This is a genomic window from Allomuricauda sp. M10 (assembly GCF_020782875.1).
Classification (GTDB): domain Bacteria; phylum Bacteroidota; class Bacteroidia; order Flavobacteriales; family Flavobacteriaceae; genus Flagellimonas.
This window is the reverse complement of sequence record NZ_JAJGBN010000002.1, coordinates 26,726-47,966: the sequence shown is the minus strand read 5'-3', so window position 1 is coordinate 47,966 and position 21,241 is coordinate 26,726. Positions and strand designations below refer to the sequence as shown.

Here is a 21,241-nt window from a genome sequence, read left to right as displayed (position 1 = left end):
GTTAGGGTTGTCATTTCGAAATGAGGAACGTAGTGACGATTGAGAAATCTATATAAAATTAAGTATGCTATCACCTTATTTCATTTACATCACTACTAATGAAAAAAGGACCGTATTATACATTGGAGTAACCAATAATATCCAAGACAGACTTTCCCAGCACCAGTTTGATAGTCAACATGCAAAGAAATCATTCGCTGGAAGATACAATTGTTTTTATTTGGTTTATTATGAGCGATTTGATTCCATTGAACTGGCAATTGCTAGAGAAAGGGAACTGAAAAAGTGGCGACGGGAAAAGAAGGATAGGCTGATTTCTTCCATTAATCCAGATTGGGAATTTTTGAACAATCAAGTGGTTTAGATTTCTCGCATTCGGTCGAAATGACAAGTCGATTCTGTGTCATTTCGAAATGAGGAACGCAGTGACGATTGAGAAATCTAATTTGAGGTTGAGATTTCTAACACTCCCTTTGGTCGGTTCGAAATGACATCTTGGATGGACAAGACCATTGAGGCAGTGGGGAAGGTGTTCTAGTACATTTCAGTTTTACTGGCAAACGGTGTTCAATTCTTGGTAATCCGATTTTGATACGGTGAGGATTTCCTGCCCTGCTGCAATTTTGATACAGCTTAACGTCGGATTACGGTCTGCTCGCAGATCCACCAATTCTAGGTTATTGCTCACATCCAGACCGTTCAGCGCATTACTTGAAATATAAAGGTGCGTAAGCTTGCTGTTATGTGCAAAGTCAACCGTTTGGAGTGCATTGTCCGAAAGCAATACCGTTTCCAACAACACGTTACTGCTCAGGTCAACAGCGGTGAGGTCATTGCTGATCATAAAGAGGTTCTTGAGGTTCACCGCTCCACGGATATCGATGGATTTCAACACGTTTTGCCCCATGTGCAATAGTTCCAAAGAAGCATTGTCCAAATACAGTTCTTCCATGTAATTAAAGGACAGGAACAGCTTTTTCAATTTGGTGGCGTTGGACAACCCATCCATGGATTCCAGTTCATTGGATTCCAAGTTCACCAATAGAAGATGGGGGTTCTTGCCCAGGTCAATGCTGGTCAAATAATTGGCCTGCAGGTACAGGGTGTCCAATTGGGTATTTGCACTTAAATCGATATCCGTTATTTGGTGCCCGCCGGCGGACAGATAGGTAAGGTCGGTGAAACCTTCAATACCGGTCAAATCGCTGATGTCGTCAAAACTGCCCGAAGAGCTAAGGTCCAAATGGCTTACGTATTGGGCATCGGTGCGTAGCATTTGTTGGTTCACCGCACCATCCGTGTCTATACCCTGTTCCACCAAAATGGTTTCAAATACCGGGTCTGGAATCTGTAGGTAGGTATCGTTGGGGTCGGAAGGGTCGTCGCTTTTGGAGCATGCGGAAAGGAAATACAAGGCCAGGGCTACGATGGCGTAGGCTTTTTTCATTTTTACGTTTTTTGATGATTACCTACAAGACGGTTTTAGGATAGGGTTGTTACGGAATGGGCAGGCTTTAGGTTTTTTTTAACAGTTCGGGACAAGGGTTCAAAATGACAATTTGGGTTCTGTGTCATTTCGATATGAGGAACGCAGTGACGATTGAGAAATCTATTTTTGAGGTTGGGATTTCTCACGCTCCCTTCGGTCGGTTCGAAATGACAAAGAAGATGGATAGGACGATTGAGGTGGTGGGGAAGGGTTTTAGAACCTTAGGGACACCCCAAACCCATTTTGATTGTTTATGACAAATACTTCTGGTTGAAAATGATAACCAGCCGAAGGGGCAACGGCAATATTGTAGGTGTCCACTCCTTTGTTGACATTGTTGAAGGCCTTTAATGAAATGGGTAAGGAAACAATAAACAAAGCGCCACCAATATATGCCAGTTCCCAGTTGGGATTGTCATCACGAATTGACTGCCCAATAGGTATTCCCGTTATAAAACCACCAACCCCTGCCATAAGATTGGAGATCAAACGTTGTGTCTTGGCTTTTTTAATGAGCAAATTGGCCTCTTCCGCTCTTTCTGTTGCATCAACGAGTTCCTTCCATGAAAGACGCTCCCCATCTTGGTAAAAACGATACCCCAAAAATTTCAATTTCATTTCTATGGATTCTTTGGAGGGTGGGGTTGATGTTTGTTGGGCTTGGGCAAAGCCGACAGAAAAGAAACCAAGGATAAGGGATAATACTAAATTCTTCATTTTTGGGATGGATTAAAATTCAACTTCACTCACTAATCTTTTACCATAATATAGCTCAAACTTTGGTTGATACCTTGGATTGGTCAATATGTAAAAGTATATCTCTGCTGTGAATTTTTTATAGTCTACATAATCATAATGCACGTAAAGAATTCTTGGTTTTTTCTTTTTGGAAAAGTAACTTCCTCCTGAGCCAAAGTTGACAGGTACGGCCAAATTGGAATAGCCGTCAAAAGTGTAGTCATATGGCTGGGGTCATAGTCAGGTAAATCACCATATGGCTTTCCTTTCTCGTTTAAGATTTCTTCGTTGAGCATCATTTTGGATTGCCCCCCAACAGCTCTGTAAGCTTTAAAATCCCCCATTTTATATCGGATTTTGTTTCTGGTGTCCAATAAAGAGAATGCATTTACATCAACAGGGCCTTCATCCAAAGATTCTATTTGGCACCGCGTAAGTACTTTGGTTAGTTCCTTTGTATTGGATGTATTCAAGGACCGTACATTGAAATTACGGGAAACGCCCTTGGCCTTGAGTACCTCTATGCTTAGGTTGTCTAAAACGGAAACTTGAGCTTGAACGCCAAAAATTCCAGCTAAAATAAGCGCTAGAAATACAAGGGTATTTTTCATAGTTGTGGTTATGTGTGATTATGAAAATAAAATTTTATACCTACTTATGCAACCACCAATTTCCTATCCTTTTCAAAATGACAAAAAGTTGGTATGGATAATCTACTCGTTTGTAAAATCAGCATACTTTTTGGTCATGGGTGGCCTGCCCTTTAAATGGTTATCGATCACGTAATACTCATAACCCGAAATACGGTTGGCGGCCTTTTCATTTTCTATGATTTCACGAACCTGCTCCCAGTACACTTTTGGGGCATGCCTAAAGATCAAGACCGTTTTGGAGGATTGACTGCAGCCCAAGTTTTTGGAAGTTAACCAACCGTGTTTTTGCACCAGATCAATAAGGGTTTTGGTGTTTTCAAGGTCTAAAGCCAGTTTTAGTTGGGCCAAGGAATCATTGGTGATAATGGGTTTCATTTGTTGCCCGGCAATCTTAATGGCCAATTGTTTGGTTGGGCCTTGTTCCTGTGCGGGCAGGGCCTCAAATTGTTGTGGGGTAAGCCCTTTTGCTTGGATCAGGGAATCCAATACTTGGTTAACATGATCGGCTATAATATCATTGGTGCCCCGGTATTGTTGGTCCCGCTCCACCAAGGTGACCAATTGAGAGCAAAGGTCTTTTTCTTGTGCTTGTTGGGAATGCAAGGGGATTACCAAAACTAAAAGAATCAATAGGTTTATTATTTTGAAAGGGGGCATGGTTTTGGCTCTTTAATGAGAATCAAATTAATCAATTTGAATAAGAAGATTGGGATAACTTGGAAGATTTCTCCCGTTCGATCGAAATGACAATTTGGGTTCTGTGTCATTTCGATATGAGGAACGTAGTGACGATTGAGAAATCTATTCCTTTCGAGATTTCTCACACTCCCTTTGGTCGGTTCGAAATGACAAGTGGGTTCCGTGTCATTTCGAAATGAGGAACGCAGCGACGATTGAGAAATCTATTTTTGAGGTTGGGATTTCTCACGCTCCCTTCGGTCGGTTCGAAATGACATCGCGGATGGACATGATGATTGGGGAGATAGGAAAATCAATGACTTTTGGGAAAATCAGCTATCATATTTTTCTTTCAGTTCCAACTTATCAATTCTTGACCTTATTGCTCCATTGTTGCGACCAAAGTGTTCGCTCAGTTCCCTTATTGTCTTTCCTTCACAATATAAAATTTCGAGTTTTTCATCATCTTGCTCTGTCCATTTTAGATAGGCATTGGGATGATTAATTCTTTTTTCTTCTAATGTGTATGATTTCTCCCTGACACCTGTATGCTTAGCGAAGGTTTCTTCAATAAATCCAAATCCTTTTGTTGTGAAACTTAGAGGGATTCGATAACACTCTCCAACATCACTTCGATGATGAGTTTCAAGTTGACTGTTTTTTAGGTCATTTATTGAAAAAAAGTACACATCAGTATCTCTAGGTTTGCTGTTTACATTCTCATATACTGCAATTAAGACTGGGGTTTTTGTAAAAGTTTGCATGTTAAAATGCTTATCGGCGTCTTCACATTTGAAGTCAAAACATATTTCACCGTTATATCTCCTGAACCCTCTACATTTAACATCAACTTCAATATTTGCATAATTCCTGACAAGAAAATCACCTCTTTTTATGGATAGTTTTTTTGCGTTCCTCGTGTATGATATGAAGCTTTTCTGATCTTGATTTAATTCTTCCAAAATTAGACCGAAGGCCATGGCTTGGTCTTTAAAAAGTTCTTGTGCTCGTATCCCTGTCCTATACCAGCCTTTTGCAAAATGACAGTATTTTTCTGACTCCGAAATTTTGAATGGTTTCCAGTGTTCTTCACCTTGATAGATTACAGAATTCTCAGTGATAAAATCAATATAGGATAACTCTTCAAAAGAAACTACAAAATCATGCTTTAAGCGGCCATTCTCTATGTTGATGATATGAAATCCCATTTTTTGTTATTTTGGGTCAAATTGATTATTAGACTGCAGTATCCAGGATAAGTAATAACTTATAGCCATTGTCCTGTGCAGTATTTTATTATTTATGATGATATTCAACTTCGTTTGGTGTTAGTTTAGAACGCCCTTTAATTTTATAATGAGTTTTCCAAACTCTTAATTCTTGTATTGGAATTGGATTCCCATCATCAATGTAAAAAGGAACAAAATAAAATGGTTCGTCATCTTTTTGTTGTTTTCTAAATTTATGGAAAAACATACCTTGTTTCATCTTTAGGTTTTTCCAAAAGACCATTTGCATTACCATTGATTGCTGTTGCTTTCCATATTTTTCAAGTTCAACCGATTTTTTATATTCCGCAAACATTGGGTCGAGCCATTTCCTGTTAGGATTAGCATATAAATAAGTCGAGTAACTGACATCACTTTCAATTATGAATGAAATGCAAATATTATTTTCTTTATCTTCATCATTGTCTTGATTCCAAGATCTGATATAATTGAAGAATTTTATGGCATATTCTTTGTCCGCATAAGCAGGTCCGAAATAATTTAAATAACCTGCGTGGTTCTCAATTTCTGGATTCAATAAAAAATATCCGTTTGTTAACCATTGGTCATAATCAATTTCAAACTCTGGGAATGGTTGAAGAATCATCACAGAATATTCAAAAAGAGTCTTTTCAAAAAACTGTTCAATTCCAAATAAAGCAAAGGATATTACTATTCCCGCCCAATATGGTAAAGTCAGAAAACTTGTCGTAATTCCGACTACCGTTATAATTCTCAAAATCCACTTTACGGGTTTCTCAAATTTTTCGTGCACGATTAGTTTTGGATAGTATTTTTTCCAATGAACTCTAACAAGACTACTTGAGTCGATTTTCCAATTTCCTAATCTAAATTTCACTTTTCTTGCTCATATTGCGTACAACTTGTTTATATAGACCATAAAAATCCCAAAAGCATTCTTATAGAGGCATTTAATCTTCTTTATGCAAAGCATAAATGTGTCCCAGTAAGCTTTAAGGGGAGTAACCAAAATACTAATTCCCAAACATTTGGCCTTACGGAAAACCGTAATCACTTATTTCTTGATTATTGATTTTAGCATGCTTTCTATATTATCTGCTATCAATTCTTTTTCTTGTTTTCTTCTTGCATTGCGGAGGTTTTGAATCTCGATCGAAAGCTTTTCTTCCCCATACATTTCCCAGAGTTCAATCCAATATTTAAATTCAATCGAAGTCTTTTTACCGGATAATAAAAACTTGTAAAATTCTGGTATAACATTTTGGAGTTGAGAAGTATTTATAGGTTTATTTTGTTGATCTTCTTTGCCTGACAATGCCAAAAAAACTAGAACTATCAATACAACTAAAAGAGTGCTATACCCCCATTTCTGTATCAACGGATTATTCCCAAACAATTGAATATCCCAATCCACATCAAACCCAGTAAGAAATAGTAATGTAGTAAGTAGCCCTGGTAGTATAATGGCGGCCCATTTATTTTTATTTTTTGGTCCAAAACGGTCATAAATTTTGCTTGCAATGAGTGAGGATATAATGCCCAAAATAATACTCACAAGTATGCGCCAAGTTTTTTGAGACATGGATAGTACCAAATCCTTGTTTAGTTCGTTAACTTCTTTTTTTATCTTGTTTATTTTAACACTCAATGAATCCAAATCTCTTTTTTGCTTGAATAAAGCTGCATAAATCGAATCGAACTTATGCTCATGATAATCAGGCAACCGGGTTCTTTTGGCAAGTTTGTAGAGTACCATACCCGGGTAAATGCTGTCTGGGTTATTCGTAAGTCCCTTGGTTTTGGAAACCGTCCAGAATTTGGAGTATTGCCGCCCGTCCTGGTAGTGTCTTTCCGCCAGTTGCCATAGGTTGTCATTTTTTTGTACTTCAATGGGCTGTAGAAAGTACTCCCCAATAGTATCGGTCTGTTGGCCGAATAGGGAAGTGGACATCAGAAATAAAATGATTGCAACAACGTTTCTCATCACCTAATGGGTTAGTATACGAAACCATATGCAATGGGTACTTAAGCTGGAATAAAAAAGGGGCGGGATTATGTTGTGCAAATTACTAATATTCAACTAATTGGAATGGGGTAAAAACCATAAAAAAACTAGGGGAATTCTACAATTTACAATGAACAATTAGCAATGACCAATAAACAATAATCAGAAACCTTCAACCCAAAACCCTTAACCCTTTTTGTCCTTTGAGCTTTTTTGCTTGGCGGTTTCCTGCACCTTTTCAAACTCGATGTCGTTGTCCACGATCCCTTTGAACGCCTTGATCCAGGCATTTTTGAAGATGTTGGTCACCGTGGGCCAGATCTTGGTCTTTACATCGTTCAGGTTGCCCTCAATAGGGACTTTGGTAGCGAGGGTGTTTTCCTTGTGGTTCTTCAACACAAACTTAAAAAAGCCCACAAATCCTTCCCAGAGGGTCTCCAAAAAGGCATCTTCCTTGCCAATGAGCTTGGTGTCCTTTAAAATGGGTTTTAGGTAGCCTTTCAGGTAGCCATCGGCAATGGCGAGTTCGCTGTACAGGTTAAAGGTGCCCTTGTCAAAATCGAGTCCCGCATAGTGGTCGGTAAAGTCGTTAAGGGCGGTGGCGTTCGCATTTTCAAGGGACAGGGCAAGGTCCATGTCGGGGATCTGCTTTACGAGGTCCATCTGGCCTTCCAAATGCAGGTTGCCCCCACCAATACTGATGGCATCGGCAGACAGGTTGCTGGGCAGTTTGGCCTCTTTGCGCACCACATTGCGGAGGTTGGTGGCATACAGTTCAATTTTTTCAAGGTGCAAGTCTATGTTAGGATCGGCCGAAAGCTGCACAAAGGCCATTTTGCCACCATGGATTTCCAATTTGTTGATGTCAATAGGCACTAGGTCCGTCAAGGCCTTGGTCCAATCATCAAAATCGGCATCGCCTTCGCTTTCCTTCTGTTGGTCCTCGAACACATAGATGACCGTGGGGCGGGTCATGTTGATTTCACTCACCACCTTGCCCTTCAACAGAGAACTCCACTCCACGGAAATGCCCGTTTTTTCAAAATCGAGAAAGGGAATCTGGGAACCGGCATTTACTTTGTTCAGGTACAGCCGATCTATGGTGTACGACCCCGTGATCAACGACAAATCAATGTCTTCCACATGGCCATAATAGCCGGGAATGTCGGCCAAAACCTTGTTCACGTAGTTTTTTACGATGTAGGGCAGCACCAAGCGGAACGCGAGGAGCAACACGATCAGGATCGTGGGCAGTACGTACCGTTTGCGCTTGTATATTTTTTTCTTTTGCTTCGCCATGGTTATTTTTTTCGTTGTTTGCCCTTGCCCGTCATGGTGTCCACCAAACCGCTTTTTACGTTCAGCCACAGGTAGTTGAAGAACGATTTATCAGGTTGGCGTTTTACTTTGAAATCCCCGTGCCGGAACCCGTCGCGATCGGCCTTGGAACTTTCCTTGGCAAAGATGTTCACGAGGGCCGTGAGCAGTTTGTTCACGCCCAATTTATCCTTTTTCAGCACCACGAACTCAAATTGGTCATAGGCCATTTTCATATCGCCCTGCGATTCCGTTTCATTACCACTGATGGTAAAATACATTTGATCGATGGTCCCTTTTACCTCTGCACCAAGGTTGGTTCGCAAAAACGGACTGATGTTTTCGGTTCGGAACTGTTTCAGCGAACCAGAGGCCAAAAAGTCGTTGCTCTGGCTCTGCGGATCGAAGGACCAATCCAAGGTCAGTTGCCCGTCGCCCATCAATTGGGATTGGGCGGCCACCGAGACCATGCCACTGCCTTTGCTATGCAGGTTGCGGATGGTGGCCGAAATATCCGTAAACCGAAGACTTTCAGGTTCTACATCGGCCTCCAACCGTTCTTCGTAGGCGACCATTCCTTCGGAAATGTGGATAGTGTTCACGAGCAAATCAAAATCGAGGTCGCGCAACGCCTGGTTGTACAATTTTTTATGGGTGGTGTCGTCTGGCAACAACTTGTCCCGATACACCTCAAAAATGGGGTGGTGGAGTTCCAGAGCTTCCAGATGGAATTTGGGCGAGTGGTCCGTCATGCCAAAATCCGGTTGCTTTAACAGGACCGAGTCGATGACCAAATTGTAGTGGTCGTGTTCCACGGCCAGCTTTTTGGAGAGTTCCTCCCAACTGTATTTGGTATGCAATTGCAATTTTTGAATGCTTCCTTCCGTGGTATTGAGTTTTGCGGATTGCCATTGCAAATCTTCCAAAGGGCCTAAATCGTAGTACCCTTTTTGTGTTTCAATTTCATATTCACCAAAGGTGAAGGGCAATGATTGGGAAGCAATTTCAGCGCTGTGAATGATGTCGGTTACCAAGACCTCCACGCCTTCAAGTTGTGCCAAGGTGCTATCGGAATCGGGTTGAAGCAGTTTCAATTGTCCGTTATGGATGCGAAAGTTTTGGATGTTGATGTTTTTTGGTTCCCTTTGATTCTGACTGGACGTAATGGAATCATGTTCTGTTTTTTTCTTTTGATAGGTGACTTGTGGTGATTCCACCAGAAATTCTGAAATAGTGATATTACCCTTTTGAAGAAGGGGTAGGTATTTCAACCCAGAAAGCGAAACAGTTTCCGCCTTTAAGTGGAATGATGTTGTGCTATCCTGAACCTTGACATTTTTCAACTTGATGTTCCCCAAGAATACATTGGTGGTCAATCCTTCATAGTTAAGGTGGATGTGGGCAGGGATTTCTTCGGACAATATCGACTTTACCCTTTGGGTAAGCCACAAATGGGCGGCAACCCCAGCAACCAAAAGGGCCACCAGAATTCCTATTCCTATTTTTGCTATTCGTGATTTTTGGCTTGCCGTCATATCTTTCCGAATGGGTTCGTTGTAGTATCTACGCGAGATATTGCGGATTTAGCTTATTTCTCCCAAAAAAGCCAACACGTCCGAAGGGGTGTTCACCTGCATCGCCTTGTTGCCATTTACCAAAATGGGTTGGCTCACCACCTTTGGATTCTTTTGCAATATCTTGAGCCAATCGTCATCACTTGCCAAGTCGTGGTTTTTGCCATACGCTTGTATAAAATCAGGGTGTTCCGTGTTGATCAAATCTTTTATGGGGATGTGCAAAAGATCGGCCAGTTCGGCCCATTGGGTTCCTGTGACCTTGGTCTTGGACAAATCCACGGCCAAAACCTTTTTGTTGGAGGCCTCCACAAAGGCCAAAGTCTGCATCCCGATGCTGCTATCGGCGTTAAAGTATAGATTCAATTCCCGTTTGTTCGTTGCTATGACTCCCATATCTTTCTGCATTTGTGTGTTTTAACAGCAAGGTACCACAGATAGGGAGGAAGGGTTGACGCAATCGGTTTTAATCGTATCGTAAAAAAGAAAAAAGCGGGACCAAGGCCCCGCTTCTCACACAAACTAACTCAACATAACCGCAAGAATGGATTTGATAACAAAGGGAATGGCGCGGTTATGCCTTGAGCACTGAATAAATGATTCTTATAAACGTTCGTAGGTGAACTGGTAATTGCCACGCTCACCCTCGGCACTCACATAAGCGGTGAACCTGAACTTGTAGTAATTGCCATCAGCATCTTTAAGCACATAATAGCGGTCTTCATAGATGGTGCCACCAAAGGCATCTCTCCAGCCGCTACCGATCAGGGCCCTGTTGTCATACTCAAAAGAGGCTTCGTCCACATCGGCCATGCCAAAGTTGGAGTAGGAAGGTACATCTCCCTCAACAACAACCTGATATACTCCTACATCGCCCAAGGTGTTGTGCAAAACATAATCGGAATATGTTAGGCCGGCAACAATACCCCCTGAGTCCCCATAATAGGAAAACACCCCACTAAGGTTGATGTCCCATTGGCCTTTCGCTGGTTCCACACTTACGGTCTGTCCATCCGTTAGGCTAAAGGCGGTTAGGTTGTAGTTGGTATCTTTGGCTACCGTTATTTCTGAATAACTTTCGGTCTCGTTCAGTTCCGCATATTGTATGGTATAACTGTTCCCATCGGTCAAGATCCTGACCTTCATGAATCCTCTATCCCCACCAGTTGTGGAAATACTACCTGGATCAGCGGGCTCGGTTGGGATTTCTTTTCCTAAGCTTACAAGGTATACGTAGTTTTCACCAGCTGTGGTAGACACTTCTGCAAAAGCAGTACCTTCCAAGGCCCCTTCCTTATTATCCGTGAACACGATGCCTTCATCTATATTCCCATATTGGGTATATCCCACAGGAAGCCCAACCAATAATTCAGAAACGGTACTTACGGTTACCGGATCTTGTTGATAGGTGGAGAAATTAAGGGTATACAAGTCTGTTGGGGCATCAATCTCGCTATCCTCAGTAATGGAAAGCAAGTCGGTCACACCGGTCAATTCCACCGCGGAAACCAAAAGAGAGGAATTCAGGAACACCCTATTTTCGGTGCCATTGTAAAAGGCAAGTTCCCAAGTATCCCTTTTAACGGCAGTCTGTGTGGCAGAGCTGAAGTCAAAATACACTTGGTTGGGTATGTTAGATCCTCCATTTTCCGTATCCACTACGCCTTCGGTAGCGGCAATTTCGGTATAGCTTACCATAGTGGAAGAGGTGGATCCATTGGACCAATCCGTATTGCTATATCCGTCCAGGGAAAAGGTCACTGTTTTTGTGGTTCCCTCAATGGCATCTGCCAACTTGTTGAATGTAAAGGTCGCACTTAGGTCGCCCACGGTCACGGGAACAGAGATGGTCCCGGAATCTCCGGCAGGATCTGTGCTAAAATCGGTTCCATATTCTGCGTTTACCCCAGTGTACGAAATGGTAATGGTTCCTGCTTCGGTAGCAGACCTTGAGAAATTCAGGGTAATATCTTTGGAAGTATCTTCCTCAGTGGTGCTCACCGTAGCGCTATTAAAACTTACGGTAAAGTCGATAAGGTCTTTGGAGTCGTCATCACTACAGGAACCTAAAAGGAACAATAGCATGACCGCAGATAGTAAAATTGATTTTTTCATTGGTTTTAATTGAAATTTAAGTTGTATAAAAGTTTTAGGTAAAATGATCTTCCGTTACCGAACAACCTACTGGATGCTGCAGTGGTGCCATGGGCTCCCGTGGGCACAGACGTTGAGTTGACCGTAACGATGTCGAAGATGTTCCGTGCACCGAGGGTAATGTCGAAGTTCTTGGTGACGCCCTTCCTTACGGATGCATCGAGCCAAGTGAAGTCGTCGGTTTGCCCAACCACTAGGCTGTCTTCGTCGGTTTCCAGAACCACTTGGGTTCTTCCGGTATATTTTAATTGTGCAGATAATGTCGTATCCCATGATGGAATGGTGTAGCCTATGGACGATTGCAGGTTAAAACTCCATAAATAATCGCTGTTGCTGTTTTCCGATGCGTCAATTCTTGTGGATTCGCCCATGTAGGTGGCCCCAAGTGAGGCTTGCCAATTGTTCAGGTTGATACTGTTCTCCAAGGAGAATCCCAAGATTTTGGAATAGTCCACATTGTCAAAGGTGAACAGAGTTCCGTTTTCCCCATCATCCGTTTGTACATTGGCAATCTTATCCTGGATATCAAAATAAAAGGACTTGATACCGGCTCTAAAGATGCCGCTATCCCCAATTTGATATTTATTTTCAAGGTCGAGGAAAACCGAAATACCATCTTCTGGATTCAAATTAGGATTCCCTTGAACATTATGGTTGGCATCCACAAAATAGAAGAACAGCTCCTCAAAATTGGGTGCCCTGAATGCGGAACCCAATACGGCCTTTATTTTGAAGGTATTGGTGATGTTATAGGTGGATGAAAGCGACCAAATCAATTTATTTCCGAATTGTGAATTATTGGTATACCGGGCGCCGGGAAAAACTGAAAATTTATCGGATAGGTTGAAATCCGCCACCCCAAAAAAATCATAGTTTTCCAAAGTGTTTTCCACTACGTCAGTGGAATATTCTCCGGTTGCGATGGCGTCAAAACCGGTCTGGTGGGTAAACTCATAACCTAACTGCAGATTAAAAAAATCCGATTTGGGAACTATATTGCTCACAAACCCCTTGGAATACCAAATCTTGGAAGATTGACTCAGGTCATTGGCAATGTAGGATTCAATACCTTGCTGCAAAATGTTGTACACATATTGTTGGTAGTATCTTTTTTGGTTTTGATAGGAGAAGGAAAGGTTGTAAATGGTCTGCCCGTTAATTGGTCCTGAAACATTGAGGTTGTTCAATAGACGATCGGTGTCGAAGATCTCATCCAACGCGGTAGGGTTGGGTTTGCCATTATTGTCCAATCTTCCTATTACGTTGTGGTTGTACACGTTTACCGACTCATCGTAATATTGGATTTTGTAGAAAACATTGTGCTTTCCAAGGTTTAGGTTCAGGTTGCCAAAAACAGTGAGTTGTTCTTTAGGGTTCCATTCCTGTCCACGAAGGCTATCATTGACCACTCGGTTGTCTTCTATTTTCACATAGTTTTTACCCTTGTATCCATTAAAGAAACCTGCAAAATCGTTTCTGGAAGCACCAATGGCGTATGAAACTTTATCGTTGATCTGATGGGTTGCTTTTAGGTTTTGGATATGTCTGCCTTCATCAAACAAAGAATACTCCTTGCCAACAGTTTCTTCTTGCACGGAAAGTTGTACCTGCCAAGAATCATCTTGTTCCAAACCGCGCTTGGTAACAATATTGATGACCCCGGCAACCGCGTTATCCCCGTACAGTACACCCATGGAACCTTCTACAATTTCGATGCGTTCCACATCCTCTAGGTTGATCTGGGTGATGTCTATATTGTTCCCCATGCCATTGTCGCTGGCCATGGGAATCCCATCGATCAATACTTTTACATATTGTCCATCAAGGCCAAACATGTTTATGGTGGACCTCCCTGTAGAAGGACTTGGGGTAACGGTAATATTTAGATTGTAATTGAGGATATCGGCCAGATTATTGCCTGCAACTTTGGCTATATCCTGTTGGTTGAGCACTCCAACCTTAAAGAGTTTTTTGCTGAGGGACATCACTTGACTTTCGCCTGTGACCACCACTTCAGAGAGGTTCTGCATAGCCATTGAGTCTTTTTGTACGGTTTCCTGTTCCTGTGAAAGCGCCAATGCACAGATAAGGAAAGATATGTAAACCAGTACAGTATTTTTATTTAGACTCATTCTATTTTATTTTTCTGGGCAAATATATATTTTATTTTTATTCAATCTAAATAAGTTTAGTATTTTTGTCCAGAACAATTTGAAAAGATCTAACTGATACCATTATGAAAAAAACAACCCTCTTCCTGATGCTTATGGCCATGGGAACAACTATTGGCTTCTCTCAAAAAAAGAAAGATTTGGACCGCCAAGCCATTCTGGACATGTGCGGATGCTACGAAGTGACCTTTAAATACACCGAGACCTTTGCTCCGGAAATCGATTACGAAAAGAAACTGGATTATACCTCCAAGGCCTTGGAATTGGCTTTGCCCATTATTGATGAGGACAACAAAATTTCCCTTCAGCATTTATTGGTGATCAATGATAGCACCGTGATCAAACACTGGAGACAGGATTGGTTATTCGAGAATCAAGCCGTATATCACTATGACAAGGACAATAACTGGACTTTCTCCACCTTACCTGCCAATGCCGTAAAAGGACAATGGACACAAAAAGTATATCAGGTTGATGATAGCCCAAGGTATGCCGGTTCGTCTTCTTGGGTGCATGTAGATGGCAAACATTATTGGGAAAATACCAGTGATTCACCCCTTCCAAGAAGGGAGTATTCCAAGCGAAGTGATTACAATGTGATGAGCCGTGGCAACCGCCAGGAAATCACTGCTTATGGTTGGTTGCACGAACAGGACAACGATAAGGTCATTAGAAAAGACGGTAAGGTTGATGTGCTTTTGGCCCAAGAAAAAGGGTTCAATATTTATAAAAAAGTAGCCGATACAGATTGCAAGGTAGCCGCAGATTGGTGGGCATCCCACAAAGATTTTTGGGCCGTTGCACGTGCTGCCTGGGATGAGGTCTATAACCGTGAAGGTGATCTGACCTTGTTGAAGCAGGTAGACGGTCAACCGCTCTTTATGCATTTCTACCAATTGGAAGAACAGGGTGCCAATAAGGCTCAGATTCTTGAAACCATCAACAAGTTTATCACGGATAAAAAACATGCTACAAATGCCGAGGGAAAATAGGTTTAAGGCCCTTGGTTGGGCCGTGTTCTGCACGGCCTTTTTTCTTGTAGCCTTCCAACTGCCCAAGATATCGCCAAAGCTTCAGGAAAAACTGGATAGCGCCGTACAGACTACTTTTGAGTTGGAGGATTTTTCCTTGGAATGGATCCAAGTGGATGCAACTCTGAACCAAAAGACCCCTTCGGAATTGGGTGGCGAGAACCTTTTCAGGGTTAAATCAGGTCAGGAAACCATAGGTTTTGTGTATTTGGGAGAAGCTCCGAGTATGAAAAATGTTTTTGATTACGTGGTCTTGTTCACTCCAGATTTGACCGTTAAGAAATCAAAGATTTTAATCTATCGTGAAGATCATGGTCGACAAGTAGGCAGCCAACGTTGGTTGCAACAATTCATTGGAAGAAAGTCTGGGAAAACCTTGACTTATGGAGAGGATATCGATGGTATTTCAGGTGCCACCATTTCTGCCAAGTCCATGACTTTGGCGGTAAGTAATATTCTGGAAAGTATGAAAGTGCTGAGTGATCAGCAGGTTTTAAAATAAAATAGTGCCCATTATTTTAATTTGTTCATTGAGAGAGCCGTCCCTTTGGGACGGTTTTTTTATGCACTAGTTGGCCAGATACATGTAGAACATCCCGGAGAGGATAGCAAGTCCAAAACTGAGCAAGGTGCCGATGAGGACATATTCGGTCAGTTTTCGGTTTTTGCCCTTGTTGAGGTCCCCAAACCGGAACACAGACTTTGCCGCGATCAACAACCCGATAGCTGCCCATTGCTGCATCAATATAAACCCAAATACAAAGAGCCGTTCCAGCATTCCGATATAGGTTCCGGCATTTTTTAGGGAACCACCTTCGCCTGGTTCATCGTCCTTGGCGATTTCATCAATATAAGGTGCCAATAGCATCCGCATAACAATACCGGAAACGAAGGTCACGAATACCAAAAAGGTGACCAACAGTAGGTTTTTTTCTTGGAACAGGTCCGCAAACGGAATTTGATAGGGCTCGATCCAATACAGCACAACGGCCAATACCAAAAGATGTAATACTTGATCCACTACAAAAAGCCATCGGTAATTTTTAGGGTTGGTAAAAGTGAGTTTTCCTAGATCGATCACATAGTGCAACACCACAATAACGGCTATGGCCCCCAAATGCTGAAACTGCAAAAAGAGCAACAGGAGCAACAAATGTACACCCACGTGAAAGTACAGGTATTTGGATCTTCCCTTTTTTTGGAGCTTGTCATCTACCCATTTAGTGGGTTGCAGCACAAAATCCCCCACAAAATGGGCCAGTAACAGTTGTAGCGCTAAAAGTGTCATAATCGGGTGAGTTGTGTACTGTAAAAATGGATCATTTTTTGCACTTCGTCAAATCCTGCCCTGATCAATCCTTCACTTATGGTGCTTTGCGATTTGTCCAAAAGGGAGGCAATCTCTTTCTGATTGGCTTTAGGATGTTCCAATGCGGCACAGACAATCTTGGCCGTTGCCGGGAGCCAGTTGTCCATGGTCAAGGTGGCCAATTGCAGCATTAGGTTGATGGTTTCATCAAAATCCTCATGCCCTGATTTTAGGGCCAAGGTCTGTTTTTTGAGGGTTTCAAATCGCTCACCGGAATGATAAAATGCCGTTCCGTTGGATTCGGTGATCTTTTCGGCCTGATGGTCTTTTTCTCCCAGTCCGATGGCGATACGAACATCTAAATGGCGTATCTGTTTAAGACAAGCTTTGATGTAAATGGCTGCTTCCAACGCTCGTTCGGGGGTGGTTTCCAATTGAAAACTATCGCCTCGATAAATTTCCCATGCTAGAGGCTCCGGGCCGTATGTGCCCAAAGCCTGCTTCAATATGGGTAACCACTTGCTGGCCTTATGGTCTTTAGAGTGAATGATATCCCCTGTGAGAATCGCTATCATATCGGTTAATTAATCGATTTATTCAAATATCGTTAAAAAAATCGATAAATAAAAATATCGGATATATAAACGATAAAATGAATAAATTATTGAGCAAGTATTAGGGTATTCTTCTTTTCTCCCGAATATTCGGTGAAAGGGTCCCATCCGCCCAGGTCAGAATACGTGATTCCATGGACGTTTGTCTCCATTCAGTAGCCAAGTCCAGGTTTTCGCCCTTTTCCATTTTGTACAATACTTTATTCGGAATTCCATCCGTATCATCAGGAAAGATCAATCGCTCCGAAAGATAATTGGACGAACCTTGGTCCATAACTTGGGAAATGGCCACGGCATCACATAGGTTGAAATGGTTGAGGAACAGATAGATACCCCCGTCATCAAGGTTGGAGGCATTAGCCTGGTAATCCACATAAAGGATGCCATCCAAATTGGGCACGCCTTTACTTCCCAAAGTATTGATGGTAAAATGCGGATTTCTAAGCGGCACTTTCTTTTCCATATACGAACGATGTACCACGGTCCTAATGTTCAAAAAGGTTGTTTCCCCTTCTTGGGAATACGTGAAAAAGTAATGTTGCCCAGCAACGGTTTTTCGTTCCACGGAGAGCAATCCCCCGAGGATATAGCCCGTCATACCATTGTAGTTTACTTTGTAAAAGGGAGAATCAAAGCCTTTGTAGGGCCATGAAAATGGGGTCTTTTCCAGAATTTTTACCCATTCCCCGATCTTTAGTTCTTCCAAAACGGCAGAGGTGGTATTGGGTTCGGCCCTCAGTTTGATCTTGTGCCCAAAGGCATAGGCCTGATCGCCTGGTTGAAATGCACATTCCGAAGGCGGACAATGCATTTTTTCCTATGCGAAATTAATGGTCAAAACAAAAAGGGTGGTTATAACGGTAATCAAGAAACGTGCTTTCATCTTATTTGGATTTAAAGGGTTACGATAAAGGCAGTTCTCAGGATGGTTATGTTATATACGCCAGAAATTGGTAAAAAGGATTTCCGTACTCGGCCATCATTCCGTAAATTCAATGGATTAAATTCTCAACTACAATTAACTAACAAACTTTAAAATGAAAAATGCAAAAAAACACCTCTTGGTAGCTATATTACCTTTTTTGGTGGTGGCCTGTGGACCCAAATGGAAGGAAGCCGAAAAGGAGGGCTATAAATTAGTTGAAAATACGGATGGCGCAACTCTTGGCTATGCCCCTGAATCGGGGATCCAAATTTTAACGGTAGACCGGTTTGCCTTTAAGGACTTGAACAAAAATGGCACTTTGGATCCCTATGAGGATTGGAGACTTTCCGTGGAAGAAAGGGCAACCGACTTGGCTTCCAAAATGACGGTGGAACAGATCGCGGGACTTATGTTGTACAGTGCCCACCAATCCATACCGGGGGGTGGTAACCGATTTTTTGGTCCAGTGACCTACAATGGTAAACCTTTTGAAGAAAGTGGGGCCAAGGCAAGCGACCTTTCCGATGCCCAAAAGATTTTTTTAAAAGATGATAACCTTCGGCATGTGCTGATTACCAGTGTACAAACCCCAGGTGTGGCCGCCCAATGGAACAACAATGCACAGGCTTTTGTGGAAGGTATTGGGATGGGAATACCCGTGAATACCAGTTCCGACCCAAGGCATGGAAGCGATTCTTATGCAGAATTCAATGCCGGTGCGGGTGGGCGCATATCCATGTGGCCCAGCAGTTTGGGTATAGCTGCCAGTTTTGATCCAGCACTTATGCAACAGTTTGGGGATATAGCATCCAAAGAATATAGGGCTTTGGGTATTGCAACGGCACTTTCCCCCCAAATTGACTTGGCTACGGAACCCCGTTGGTCCCGTTTTGATGGAACCATGGGCGAAGATCCTAAATTGGCTACCGATATGGCAAGGGCCTACGTGGAAGGATTTCAATCATCGGATGATGGCGGTTGGGGTTATCAAAGTGTGAATGCCATGGTAAAACACTGGCCAGGAGGCGGTCCGGAAGAAGGAGGACGTGATGCACATTTTGGTTATGGTGCCTATGCCGTTTATCCAGGTAATAATTTGAAAGATCATTTGAAACCCTTCACGGAAGGAGCCTTTAAATTGAAAGGTGCCACAGGAATGGCTTCGGCGGTGATGCCGTATTATACCATTTCAACTGGTAGGGATACCGTTAATGGTGAAAATATAGGCAATGCTTATAATAAATATTTGATTACCAATTTATTGAGGGAAAAGTATGGGTACGATGGAGTAGTGTGTACCGATTGGGGAATTACCCGAGATGTGAGTTCTGTATATGTTTTTGAAGGAAAACCTTGGGGTGTGGAAAACTTGAGTGTTGCTGAACGGCATTACAAGATCATTGAAGCAGGATGCGATCAATTTGGTGGTAACAATGATATGGATCCTGTGATCGAGGCCTACCAAATGGGGGTGAAGGAACATGGGGAGGAATATATGCGCAAACGTTTTGAACTGTCAGCAGTTCGGTTATTGAAGAATATTTTTAGGACCGGACTTTTTGAAAATCCGTATTTGGACGTGGCCACAACAGAAGCGACCGTGGGTAAGCCTGAATTTATGGCTGCTGGGTACCAGGCACAATTGCGGTCCGTGGTCATGTTGAAAAACCAAGGCAATGTATTGCCCATGAAGGAAAAGAAAAAGGTTTATGTGCCACAACGCTTTGTTGCCTCCAGTAAAAATTGGTTTGGGATCGCGACGCCTGAGCGTAACGAAGTTCCTTTCAATATGGATGTGATCATTAAATATTATGATGTTGTAGAGGATCCTTCCGCAGCGGATTTTGCCCTAGTTGGTATTGAAAACCCGAATGGTGGTGTAGGATATGAAGTTTCCGATAGTGAAGAAGGAGGAAATGGTTATGTGCCCATTAGTTTGCAATACGGTCCTTACACGGCAACCTTTGCCAGGGATAGTAGTATGGCGGGGGGAAGTCCAATGGAAGATTTTACCAACCGTACCTACAAAGGAAAAACCTTCTTGGCCTCCAATACCACCGATCTGGATTTGGTAAAGGATACCAAAAAAATAATGGGAGAAAAACCGGTTGTAGTTTTGGTCAGGGTTTCCAAACCTATGGTTTTTGCCGAAATCGAACCTTATGCATCGGCCATTTTGGTGCAAATGGGCGTTCAGGACCAAGCGTTGATGGATTTGGTATCTGGCAAAGTAGAACCTTCGGCTTTGTTGCCATTTCAGATGCCTGCAGATATGAAAACTGTTGAACTGCAGTTTGAAGATGTACCTCGTGATATGCAACCTTATGTTGATGCTGAGGGCAATACCTACGATTTTGCCTTCGGACTTAACTGGGGAGGTGTGATCAATGATGACCGCGTGAAGAATTACAAATAGGGGATTCCTAAAATTAAAGAAGCCGCGTCCATGGCAGGCGCGGCTCCTTAAAATCAACAAAAAACACTATCCTCTTCTCCCTCTCTCCTGCATTTTTTTATCGCCATGCCTGGCATTGTGTTTTCTCATGTCTTTCCAATTTTGGTATTGATCTTCGTTCAATACTTCCTTCATTTTGGCTTGGAAAGCAATTTGTTGGTCCAATCGGGCATTCTGGCGTTCAAATTTTTCATCAGCGGTGGGTTTTTTCCACTCACCACTTTCTTTTAACGCCTGCATCTCATCCCACTTGACCTTTCTCAGTTTGGCTTCTTCCAAATTCAACTTCATTACCTTGTCTTGCTGCGCTTTGGTCAAATCAAGGGCCAATGTCATGTGTTTGGTCTGCAAGGTGGCCATCTCTTCGGCCGTCATGTCCATTTTTGGACCCTTCGGCATTCTTGGGCCATCATTTTTTTGGGCTGCAACACCAAGGGTGGCGAGCAGGACCAATACTACTGCTAATCGTTTCATATGTTTAAATTTTAAATGATTTGAACCTTTGACATAGGCTTGGCCCATAGGTTTAATCATTCAAACAACAATTATGACGCTTTTAACAGTAAAAGGTTTTGGGAGGGTTTACGGCAGTACTTCCTCTTGGTCTTCTTTGGGTTTTTCCAAGTTTTGGGTATCATGGAAGTCGGCTTCCACATAGGATTTGTCCACGATCTGTTCTTTGAACTGGTCGTGTTGGTCTACCATATAATAGGCTAGGGATGCCAGCATAAAACAGCAGAAATAGAGTAGGCTCTTGATTTTGTAGGTCATGATGATGAGATTTGGGATAACTAAGATAATCAAACCATATTTTAATCTTCACGATATGTTGCGAAATACCTTTTTATAGATGTGAAGGGAACAAAAAACAGGGTGTA

The 21,241-nt window shown here is 42.4% G+C and carries 21 protein-coding genes; 4 read left to right on the top strand and 17 right to left on the bottom strand.

Annotation, left to right across the window (positions count from 1 at the left end):
- The first annotated feature begins 64 nt into the window (after positions 1-64).
- Positions 65-364, top strand: a complete 300-nt coding sequence (locus tag LKX84_RS05455; RefSeq protein WP_228236129.1) for a GIY-YIG nuclease family protein — start codon at positions 65-67, stop codon at positions 362-364.
- A gap of 186 nt (positions 365-550) precedes the next feature.
- Here the strand turns inward: LKX84_RS05455 and LKX84_RS05450 are convergent, their stop codons facing one another.
- From LKX84_RS05450 to LKX84_RS05395, 12 genes are all read right to left on the bottom strand, one after another.
- Positions 551-1,447: a leucine-rich repeat domain-containing protein gene (locus tag LKX84_RS05450; protein WP_228236128.1), complete on the bottom strand. Its 897-nt coding sequence runs from the start codon at positions 1,445-1,447 to the stop codon at positions 551-553.
- 255 nt (positions 1,448-1,702) lie between these two features.
- Positions 1,703-2,206: a hypothetical protein gene (locus tag LKX84_RS05445; RefSeq protein ID WP_228236127.1), complete on the bottom strand. Its 504-nt coding sequence runs from the start codon at positions 2,204-2,206 to the stop codon at positions 1,703-1,705.
- Between the two features lie 125 nt (positions 2,207-2,331).
- Positions 2,332-2,838 carry a hypothetical protein gene (locus tag LKX84_RS05440; protein ID WP_228236126.1) on the bottom strand — a complete coding sequence of 169 codons (507 nt, stop codon included), beginning with the start codon at positions 2,836-2,838 and terminating at the stop codon, positions 2,332-2,334.
- Positions 2,839-2,940: 102 nt separating this feature from the next.
- Complete coding sequence (locus LKX84_RS05435) at positions 2,941-3,510, bottom strand: hypothetical protein (protein WP_228236125.1); 570 nt, start codon at positions 3,508-3,510, stop codon at positions 2,941-2,943.
- Positions 3,511-3,890: 380 nt separating this feature from the next.
- On the bottom strand, positions 3,891-4,766 hold the full coding sequence (locus LKX84_RS05430) for a hypothetical protein (protein ID WP_228236124.1): 876 nt from the start codon (positions 4,764-4,766) through the stop codon (positions 3,891-3,893).
- Between the two features lie 88 nt (positions 4,767-4,854).
- Positions 4,855-5,601 carry a hypothetical protein gene (locus tag LKX84_RS05425; protein WP_228236123.1) on the bottom strand — a complete coding sequence of 249 codons (747 nt, stop codon included), beginning with the start codon at positions 5,599-5,601 and terminating at the stop codon, positions 4,855-4,857.
- A 261-nt stretch (positions 5,602-5,862) separates the two neighbouring features.
- Positions 5,863-6,792 (bottom strand): LysM peptidoglycan-binding domain-containing protein, encoded by a 930-nt coding sequence (locus LKX84_RS05420; RefSeq protein ID WP_228236122.1) that lies wholly within the window; start codon positions 6,790-6,792, stop codon positions 5,863-5,865.
- 207 nt (positions 6,793-6,999) lie between these two features.
- The gene (locus LKX84_RS05415) at positions 7,000-8,112 is read right to left on the bottom strand and encodes a DUF748 domain-containing protein (protein WP_228236121.1); all 1,113 of its coding nucleotides are present in this window, start codon (positions 8,110-8,112) and stop codon (positions 7,000-7,002) included.
- Between the two features lie 2 nt (positions 8,113-8,114).
- Positions 8,115-9,665: a DUF748 domain-containing protein gene (locus tag LKX84_RS05410; RefSeq protein ID WP_228236120.1), complete on the bottom strand. Its 1,551-nt coding sequence runs from the start codon at positions 9,663-9,665 to the stop codon at positions 8,115-8,117.
- A 48-nt stretch (positions 9,666-9,713) separates the two neighbouring features.
- Positions 9,714-10,112: an arsenate reductase family protein gene (locus tag LKX84_RS05405; protein WP_228236119.1), complete on the bottom strand. Its 399-nt coding sequence runs from the start codon at positions 10,110-10,112 to the stop codon at positions 9,714-9,716.
- A gap of 195 nt (positions 10,113-10,307) precedes the next feature.
- Positions 10,308-11,819: an HmuY family protein gene (locus tag LKX84_RS05400; RefSeq protein ID WP_228236118.1), complete on the bottom strand. Its 1,512-nt coding sequence runs from the start codon at positions 11,817-11,819 to the stop codon at positions 10,308-10,310.
- Positions 11,820-11,824: 5 nt separating this feature from the next.
- Positions 11,825-13,990 carry a TonB-dependent receptor plug domain-containing protein gene (locus LKX84_RS05395; protein WP_228236117.1) on the bottom strand — a complete coding sequence of 722 codons (2,166 nt, stop codon included), beginning with the start codon at positions 13,988-13,990 and terminating at the stop codon, positions 11,825-11,827.
- A gap of 104 nt (positions 13,991-14,094) precedes the next feature.
- On the opposite strand from LKX84_RS05395, the gene LKX84_RS05390 reads away from it, so the two are divergent.
- Together LKX84_RS05390 and LKX84_RS05385 are read left to right on the top strand one after the other, a co-directional pair.
- Positions 14,095-15,021, top strand: a complete 927-nt coding sequence (locus LKX84_RS05390; RefSeq protein WP_228236116.1) for a DUF6607 family protein — start codon at positions 14,095-14,097, stop codon at positions 15,019-15,021.
- Positions 15,005-15,562, top strand: coding sequence for an FMN-binding protein (locus tag LKX84_RS05385; RefSeq protein WP_228236115.1), 558 nt, complete (start codon positions 15,005-15,007; stop codon positions 15,560-15,562). Before LKX84_RS05390 ends, LKX84_RS05385 begins: the two co-directional genes overlap by 17 nt.
- A gap of 66 nt (positions 15,563-15,628) precedes the next feature.
- Here the strand turns inward: LKX84_RS05385 and LKX84_RS05380 are convergent, their stop codons facing one another.
- From LKX84_RS05380 to LKX84_RS05370, 3 genes are all read right to left on the bottom strand, one after another.
- Positions 15,629-16,348 carry a DUF3307 domain-containing protein gene (locus tag LKX84_RS05380; RefSeq protein ID WP_228236114.1) on the bottom strand — a complete coding sequence of 240 codons (720 nt, stop codon included), beginning with the start codon at positions 16,346-16,348 and terminating at the stop codon, positions 15,629-15,631.
- Positions 16,345-16,944: a SatD family protein gene (locus LKX84_RS05375; RefSeq protein ID WP_228236113.1), complete on the bottom strand. Its 600-nt coding sequence runs from the start codon at positions 16,942-16,944 to the stop codon at positions 16,345-16,347. The genes LKX84_RS05380 and LKX84_RS05375 overlap by 4 nt, the downstream gene beginning before the upstream one ends.
- Before the next feature lie 100 nt (positions 16,945-17,044).
- Positions 17,045-17,794 carry an SH3 domain-containing protein gene (locus LKX84_RS05370; RefSeq protein ID WP_228236112.1) on the bottom strand — a complete coding sequence of 250 codons (750 nt, stop codon included), beginning with the start codon at positions 17,792-17,794 and terminating at the stop codon, positions 17,045-17,047.
- Positions 17,795-18,020: 226 nt separating this feature from the next.
- On the opposite strand from LKX84_RS05370, the gene LKX84_RS05365 reads away from it, so the two are divergent.
- Complete coding sequence (locus LKX84_RS05365) at positions 18,021-20,324, top strand: glycoside hydrolase family 3 protein (protein WP_228236111.1); 2,304 nt, start codon at positions 18,021-18,023, stop codon at positions 20,322-20,324.
- Between the two features lie 66 nt (positions 20,325-20,390).
- Here the strand turns inward: LKX84_RS05365 and LKX84_RS05360 are convergent, their stop codons facing one another.
- Together LKX84_RS05360 and LKX84_RS05355 are read right to left on the bottom strand one after the other, a co-directional pair.
- Positions 20,391-20,837, bottom strand: a complete 447-nt coding sequence (locus LKX84_RS05360) for a hypothetical protein (protein WP_228236110.1) — start codon at positions 20,835-20,837, stop codon at positions 20,391-20,393.
- A gap of 108 nt (positions 20,838-20,945) precedes the next feature.
- Entirely contained in the window at positions 20,946-21,134 is a 189-nt protein-coding gene (locus LKX84_RS05355) for a hypothetical protein (protein WP_228236109.1), read from the bottom strand.
- Between the last annotated feature and the right edge of the window lie 107 nt (positions 21,135-21,241).

Excerpts from the sequence above, each read along its gene's own strand:
- LKX84_RS05400 (WP_228236118.1), bottom strand. The coding sequence starts at position 11,819 with ATGAAAAAATCAATTTTACTATCTGCGGTCATGCTATTGTTCCTTTTA.
- LKX84_RS05420 (WP_228236122.1), bottom strand. The coding sequence starts at position 6,792 with ATGAGAAACGTTGTTGCAATCATTTTATTTCTGATGTCCACTTCCCTA.
- LKX84_RS05390 (WP_228236116.1), top strand. The coding sequence starts at position 14,095 with ATGAAAAAAACAACCCTCTTCCTGATGCTTATGGCCATGGGAACAACT.
- LKX84_RS05395 (WP_228236117.1), bottom strand. The coding sequence starts at position 13,990 with ATGAGTCTAAATAAAAATACTGTACTGGTTTACATATCTTTCCTTATC.
- LKX84_RS05360 (WP_228236110.1), bottom strand. The coding sequence starts at position 20,837 with ATGAAACGATTAGCAGTAGTATTGGTCCTGCTCGCCACCCTTGGTGTT.
- LKX84_RS05415 (WP_228236121.1), bottom strand. The coding sequence starts at position 8,112 with ATGGCGAAGCAAAAGAAAAAAATATACAAGCGCAAACGGTACGTACTG.
- LKX84_RS05430 (WP_228236124.1), bottom strand. The coding sequence starts at position 4,766 with ATGGGATTTCATATCATCAACATAGAGAATGGCCGCTTAAAGCATGAT.
- LKX84_RS05370 (WP_228236112.1), bottom strand. The coding sequence starts at position 17,794 with ATGCATTGTCCGCCTTCGGAATGTGCATTTCAACCAGGCGATCAGGCC.
- LKX84_RS05445 (WP_228236127.1), bottom strand. The coding sequence starts at position 2,206 with ATGAAGAATTTAGTATTATCCCTTATCCTTGGTTTCTTTTCTGTCGGC.
- LKX84_RS05380 (WP_228236114.1), bottom strand. The coding sequence starts at position 16,348 with ATGACACTTTTAGCGCTACAACTGTTACTGGCCCATTTTGTGGGGGAT.
- LKX84_RS05450 (WP_228236128.1), bottom strand. The coding sequence starts at position 1,447 with ATGAAAAAAGCCTACGCCATCGTAGCCCTGGCCTTGTATTTCCTTTCC.
- LKX84_RS05365 (WP_228236111.1), top strand. The coding sequence starts at position 18,021 with ATGAAAAATGCAAAAAAACACCTCTTGGTAGCTATATTACCTTTTTTG.
- LKX84_RS05385 (WP_228236115.1), top strand. The coding sequence starts at position 15,005 with ATGCCGAGGGAAAATAGGTTTAAGGCCCTTGGTTGGGCCGTGTTCTGC.
- LKX84_RS05375 (WP_228236113.1), bottom strand. The coding sequence starts at position 16,944 with ATGATAGCGATTCTCACAGGGGATATCATTCACTCTAAAGACCATAAG.
- LKX84_RS05405 (WP_228236119.1), bottom strand. The coding sequence starts at position 10,112 with ATGCAGAAAGATATGGGAGTCATAGCAACGAACAAACGGGAATTGAAT.
- LKX84_RS05410 (WP_228236120.1), bottom strand. The coding sequence starts at position 9,665 with ATGACGGCAAGCCAAAAATCACGAATAGCAAAAATAGGAATAGGAATT.
- LKX84_RS05440 (WP_228236126.1), bottom strand. The coding sequence starts at position 2,838 with ATGAAAAATACCCTTGTATTTCTAGCGCTTATTTTAGCTGGAATTTTT.
- LKX84_RS05455 (WP_228236129.1), top strand. The coding sequence starts at position 65 with ATGCTATCACCTTATTTCATTTACATCACTACTAATGAAAAAAGGACC.
- LKX84_RS05355 (WP_228236109.1), bottom strand. The coding sequence starts at position 21,134 with ATGACCTACAAAATCAAGAGCCTACTCTATTTCTGCTGTTTTATGCTG.